Origin of the sequence: Alteromonas sp. AMM-1, from assembly GCF_047290655.1 — a bacterium.
GTDB lineage: Bacteria > Pseudomonadota > Gammaproteobacteria > Enterobacterales > Alteromonadaceae > Alteromonas > Alteromonas mangrovi.
This window is the reverse complement of sequence record NZ_JBLBUE010000215.1, coordinates 1-5,195: the sequence shown is the minus strand read 5'-3', so window position 1 is coordinate 5,195 and position 5,195 is coordinate 1. Positions and strand designations below refer to the sequence as shown.

At 47.1% G+C, this 5,195-nt stretch carries 6 protein-coding genes; 1 reads left to right on the top strand and 5 read right to left on the bottom strand.

The features are described 5' to 3' along the window. From ACLR2L_RS18770 to sdhC, 5 genes are all read right to left on the bottom strand, one after another. Nucleotides 1-511 (bottom strand): 2-oxoglutarate dehydrogenase E1 subunit family protein (locus ACLR2L_RS18770; RefSeq protein WP_413370370.1); only part of this gene is annotated, 511 nt, incomplete at its 3' end. Between the two features lie 146 nt (nt 512-657). Then, on the bottom strand, nt 658-1,368 hold the full coding sequence (locus tag ACLR2L_RS18765; protein ID WP_413370368.1) for a succinate dehydrogenase iron-sulfur subunit: 711 nt from the start codon (nt 1,366-1,368) through the stop codon (nt 658-660). 13 nt (nt 1,369-1,381) lie between these two features. Continuing rightward, on the bottom strand, nt 1,382-3,154 hold the full coding sequence (gene sdhA, locus ACLR2L_RS18760) for a succinate dehydrogenase flavoprotein subunit (protein ID WP_413370366.1): 1,773 nt from the start codon (nt 3,152-3,154) through the stop codon (nt 1,382-1,384). Nucleotide 3,155: 1 nt separating this feature from the next. Further along, nucleotides 3,156-3,503 (bottom strand): succinate dehydrogenase, hydrophobic membrane anchor protein, encoded by a 348-nt coding sequence (gene sdhD / locus ACLR2L_RS18755; protein ID WP_140956908.1) that lies wholly within the window; start codon nt 3,501-3,503, stop codon nt 3,156-3,158. Then, entirely contained in the window at nt 3,497-3,871 is a 375-nt protein-coding gene (sdhC, locus tag ACLR2L_RS18750) for a succinate dehydrogenase, cytochrome b556 subunit (RefSeq protein WP_413370364.1), read from the bottom strand. The genes sdhD and sdhC overlap by 7 nt, the downstream gene beginning before the upstream one ends. A 431-nt stretch (nt 3,872-4,302) precedes the next feature. On the opposite strand from sdhC, the gene gltA reads away from it, so the two are divergent. Next, nucleotides 4,303-5,195, top strand: an 893-nt coding sequence (gltA, locus tag ACLR2L_RS18745; RefSeq protein WP_413370362.1) for a citrate synthase, incomplete at its 3' end; no start/stop codon positions are given.

Genomic DNA, 5,195 nt, shown 5'->3' with positions numbered 1-5,195 from the left:
AGTAAGTGCGGTTTAACGATTTAAACAGCTCGCCCAATGGCATGGTTTCTTTGCCAATTGCATACGAACCTACGTTAAACACGGTATCGAAATCAGTATCAGATAAGTTGTGGTGAGACAACTCAAGATCTCTGACTCGTTCCTGATGCCATAATCCTAATGGGTCAAGGTTAGCGTGCTGGTGTCCACGGAATCGATAGGCATTGATTAACTGGAGAACTCTGACCTGCTTTTCATCAGACTGATTGCTTGTCGTCGTGGGAACGGATCCTCTGACGCGGGCCATGGGCCCCAGTGAAGCCAGCTTTTTGAATTGCTCTTTGATCAGGCTATGGTTGCTTTCAAGTTCTACCCCTTCCACCTTAGGTAAGGCGTCGAAGGTTTGCCGCCATGATTCGGAGACACTTTGCGGGTCATCCAGATAGGCTTCGTACAATGCTTCCACATAGGCAGCATTGGCACCCGCCATGTGCGATGAGTCCCACCACGCTTTCATCACGCTTTCTTGCATTATTGTGCCTTGCTAGGTTGTCATTACATGAAATAGGAACAACGGACTCGTGTCCCTCGCTCCTGTACAAAAAAATAGCCACCCCAATAGGATGGCCATTTACGCATTACACACTGTTTACCCGCAGGCAATCAGAGTTAAAATTGCTAAACAGCCCGTTGTAAAAGCATCGACTTAATCTGGCCGATTGCTTTCGTTGGGTTCAGTCCTTTCGGACAAACACTTACACAGTTCATGATACCGTGACAGCGGAATACGCTAAAGGCATCATCCAGGTCGTTCAAACGCTCATCGGTAGCCGTATCACGGCTGTCGATAAGGAAGCGGTATGCGTGCAGCAAACCAGCAGGTCCAATAAACTTATCCGGATTCCACCAGAAAGAAGGACAAGAGGTTGAACAGCAAGCACACAGAATACACTCGTACAACCCGTCAAGTTTAGCACGCTCTTCCGGAGACTGCAGATGCTCTCTTGCTGGCGGCTGCTTGTCGTCGTTGATCAGGTACGGCTTGATTTTCTCGTACTGGGTGTAGAACTGAGTCATATCTACTACCAGGTCACGCACCACTGGCAGACCCGGTAATGGACGAATTACCAGCTTGCCTTTACCCAGCGCAGACAGCGGTGTAATACATGCCAGACCATTCTTACCGTTCATGTTCATGCCGTCTGAGCCACAAACACCTTCACGACAAGAACGACGGAATGATAACGTTGGATCCTGTTCTTTCAACAACAACAGCGCATCCAGCACCATCATATCCTGGCCTTCTTCCACTTCCAGGGTGTAATCCTGCATGCGAGGTGCGTTATCTACCTCAGGATTGTAACGGTATACCGAAAAACTTAATTGCATCGTCTAACCCCTCTTAGTATGAACGTACTTTAGGCGGGAAGGCTTCACGAAGCTTAGGCGCCATATTGACTTCACGTTTAACCATGCCTTTAGTAGCCGGGTTGTATACACTGTGACATAACCAGTTCTCGTCATCGCGATCCGGATAGTCAAAGCGGCTGTGCGCTCCACGGCTCTCTGTACGGAAGTTTGCAGCTACAGCCGTGCTGTACGCAGTTTCCATCAGGTTATCCAGTTCTAAACATTCGATACGTTGTGTATTGAAGTCTGAACTCTTGTCATCAAGACGTGCAGACTTAAGACGCTCGCGAATCTCTTTAAGCTGCTCAAGACCTTCAGCCATTGCTTCACCTTCGCGGAATACCGAGAAGTTAAGCTGCATGCATTTTTGCAGGTCTTTCTTAATTTGAACCGGATCTTCACCCTTGCCTTTTTCTGAGCTTTCCCAACGATTGAAACGTGCCATCGCCGCTTCAAGATCAGATGCAGACGCTTCGCGGTTAGGCGCGATTTCGTCAAGTTTAGCACCCAGATGCAAACCTGTCGCACGACCAAATACAACGAGGTCGAGTAATGAGTTGCCACCCAGACGGTTAGCACCGTGTACAGACACGCAGGCAATCTCACCACAGGCGAACAAACCGTTAACCACTTTGTCTTTGCCGTTTTCGTCCAGTGTTAAGCACTGTCCATCAACGTTAGTTGGAATACCACCCATCATATAGTGACAGGTTGGAATAACCGGAATAGGTTCTTTAACCGGGTCAACGTGAGCAAACGTACGAGACAATTCCAGAATACCGGGCAGACGTGACTCAAGCACTTCTTTACCCAGGTGATCCAGCTTAAGTTTAATGTGTGTGCCCCACGGACCTTCACAACCACGACCTTCACGAATTTCGGTCATCATTGAACGGGCAACAACGTCACGACCAGCCAGGTCTTTTGCGTTTGGTGCATAACGCTCCATGAAACGCTCACCATCTTTATTCAACAGGTAACCACCTTCGCCACGGCAACCTTCAGTTACCAGTGTACCGGCACCTGCGATACCCGTTGGGTGGAATTGCCACATTTCCATGTCCTGGACACACACGCCAGCGCGCAGTGCCATACCTACACCGTCACCAGTGTTAATGTGAGCGTTGGTAGTTGACGCGAATATACGACCCGCACCACCAGTTGCCAGCACAACGGCTTTAGACTTGAAGTAAACTACTTCACCGGTTTCAATATCAATTGCCGTACAACCTACAACATCACCATCCTGGTTTTTAACCAGATCTAGTGCATACCATTCGCTGAATACCTTGGTTTTATTTTTTACGTTTTGCTGGTACAGCAAATGAAGTAACGCGTGACCAGTACGGTCGGCAGCTGCTGCAGTTCGAGCGCCCTGCTCGCCACCGAAGTTTTTAGACTGACCACCAAACGGACGCTGATAAATTTTACCGTTTTCAAAACGTGAAAATGGCAGACCCATGTTTTCCATTTCGATAATGGCTTCCGGACCTGTTTTACACATGTATTCAATAGCGTCCTGGTCGCCAATGTAATCTGACCCTTTTACAGTGTCATACATGTGCCATTCCCAGTTGTCCTCGTGAGAGTTACCTAACGCAACGGTAATACCACCTTGAGCGGATACTGTGTGAGAACGGGTTGGAAATACTTTAGATAATAATGCACAGGATTTGCCAGACTGCGAAATTTGCAGTGCTGCGCGCATACCTGCACCGCCGGCGCCAATAACGACGGCGTCAAATTCATGAACGGGTAAACTCATCTTACACTCCCCACAAAACAAACAAACCTACTGCTACGTACACAAACGCGATAATGTTCAGTACGTACTGAATGATGGCGCGCAGTCCGGCTGGTTTCACGTAGTCGGTCAGCACCTGCCACAGGCCAATGCGAACGTGGATCATGATGGAAACCAAAGCAGCAAGTGTGAATACTTTCATAGCCAGGCCAGAAAACAGACCGTGCCATACGTCGAAAGTCACTTCATCGGTAGTGATAAAGAAACCAGCAATAAAAAAGGTGTATAACGCAATAATTAATGCGGTGGCACGCAATGATACGTAATCTTGTACGCCGTTGCGCTTGATGCTTGCCTGATTCGTTACCATAGTACAACCCCTAATACTAATGTCAGAACAATCCACAGGCCAATCACAACTTGCGCGCTGAGATTGCCAGATTCCAACTCTTCCCAGTGACCCATGTCCATAATCCCATGACGGATACCGCCAAGAATGTGGTAAGTCAGTGCTGAAGCAGTACCGATTGCAATGATTTTTCCGATCAATCCGTCCATCATGGCCTGCACGTTAGCAAAGCCTTCTGGAGATGATACCGAAACGGCCCATGCCCAGATCACAAACAGCAATGCGAAAAACATTGCAACGCCTGTTACACGATGAAGAATCGACGAAATAGCAGAGGGAGGAAATTTGATGGTTTGGAGATCTAAATTTACTGGTCTTTGCTTTTTCACAATTTTTGCCTGTTTTATCCGTAGGGATAACCACTCTCGTAATTAGTCCTGACAGAGTGATTTTGATTGTTACTAAGTTAATTGTCTCATCCGCTGAGTTGTTAACATTTTGTGAATGTTTTATTACCTGATTTACACAACAGATAGCCGCGTAAATTCAAGTACGCAGAGTATATCCACGACCTAGTATAATTACAATTTTTTGTGTGGTATTAGGACATTAGTCGTAGGTCGCGCAGACAACACCAGGAAACTGATCTTTCGCTAGACTTCGGCATTATAATCTCAGACAATCTAGAATATTTATGTGCAATATAAGCAATAAAATTGACTTGATACCGCATAATAAAGTAAAAATACGCCACTTTTCCCACCGGATAGCTCAATTTTGAGTGTCATCCTGATAAAGAAAATTTCTGAGGAGAGCAACTATGGCAGATCAAAAAGCCATTCTGAAAGCGGGCGACAAGGAAATAGAACTTCCTATTTTGTCCGGAACAGCCGGACAGGATGTTATTGACATTCGCGCCCTTGGCAAACACGGCTATTTCACATACGACCCGGGTTTTTTGGCGACTGGATCTTGCGAGTCTTCCATCACGTATATTGACGGCGATAAAGGTGTATTGTTACACCGCGGATTCCCTATCGAAGAACTGGCGCGTGACGCAAGCTACCTTGAGGTTTGTCACATGCTTCTGCATGGCGACGCCCCTAGTTTAGAAGAATACGAAAAATTTGAGAACACTATTAAGCGCCACACCATGGTGCACGAACAAATTAATATGTTCTTCCACGGTTTCCGCAACGACGCCCACCCTATGGCGATGTTAAACGGTACTGTGGGCGCGATGTCTTCTTTCTATCACAGCGATTTAGACGTATCGAATGCCGATATGCGTATCCGCTGCGCCCACCGTTTAATTGCCAAAATGCCTACCCTGGTAGCTATGTGCTATAAATACAACATCGGGCAGCCATTTGTTTATCCGCGTAACGATTTAAGTTACGCAGCTAACTTCCTGAACATGATGTTCTCAGTACCTGCTGAAGATTACAAAATCAGCCCGGCTGTAGAACGCGCGATGGACCGTATCTTCACACTGCACGCTGACCACGAACAAAATGCGTCTACGTCTACTGTTCGTTTGGCAGGTTCTTCTGGCGCAAACCCTTATGCATGTATTGCAGCAGGTGTTGCGTCACTGTGGGGCCCTGCACACGGCGGTGCTAACGAAGCATGTTTACAAATGCTGGAAGAAATAGGTACGGTTGATCGCATTCCTGAGTTCATTGCTCGTGCGAAAGACAAGAATGACCCATT